General features: G+C 59.4%; 1 protein-coding gene. It reads left to right on the top strand.

Going from position 1 to position 758, the window contains the following annotated elements:
• A partial coding sequence (locus tag EOA33_RS37425; RefSeq protein WP_145989586.1) for a tyrosine-type recombinase/integrase occupies nucleotides 1-497 on the top strand: 497 nt, incomplete at its 5' end.
• Between the last annotated feature and the right edge of the window lie 261 nt (nucleotides 498-758).

Genomic DNA, 758 nt, shown 5'->3' with positions numbered 1-758 from the left:
TACCAGCCAGGCGCGCGAAAAACGGCCGCGACCATATTGTCCCGCTGTGTGAAATGGCAATCCGGATCATCGGCGATCAGATCGCAGACGTGAAGGCGCTGTCGGAGCGCAAGGGCAGGGCGGTACCGCCTTTCGTTTTTCCTGGACCGGGCGCCCGTGCAGCCGTCACCGGCGCATCTGTCCCGAAGGCAGTGAAGCGAGAAGAGATCAGCAAGCGCGGCGTAGCGATGATCATGGGCATTGCACCGTGGACGCCGCATGACCTTCGGCGATCTGCTGCGACGGGCATGGAAGAAATCGGCATTTCGCCGTTCATCGTCGGGCATGTGTTGAATCACGTTTCGGCGACCAAGAGTACGGTCACGTCGCGGGTATATGCGCGCTACGACTATATGAGCGAGAAACGGGATGCCTTGGAGCGTTGGGCCGATCGGCTTGCCGGCATCATTGCAGGCAAGAGCAACATCGAACCTCTGCGAGCGAAGGCAGTTGCATGAACCGGTCTGCGCAGTCGCCGTTCGACCCCGAAACCCTTCTGCCGCTCGTCGAAGTCTTCGCGGTTGATCCCTCTGACTGCGGCCGCAATCGAATGATTGTCGGCTAATGGACGCGCTTTGCCTTGCCTATCGGGAGCTGTTTCACCGATCCTACGTCCTTTCGGAACGCCGTGACAAACGCACGCCGACACCACCGCCATTTTCAGGAATGAACTCGATGCCGGCATTCTCAAGCGTTTTCTGGAGGAGATATCGCGTTCC

Source organism: Mesorhizobium sp. M4A.F.Ca.ET.050.02.1.1 (assembly GCF_003997725.1).
Taxonomy (GTDB): domain Bacteria; phylum Pseudomonadota; class Alphaproteobacteria; order Rhizobiales; family Rhizobiaceae; genus Mesorhizobium.
This window is presented reverse-complemented; position numbering and strand designations above follow the sequence as displayed.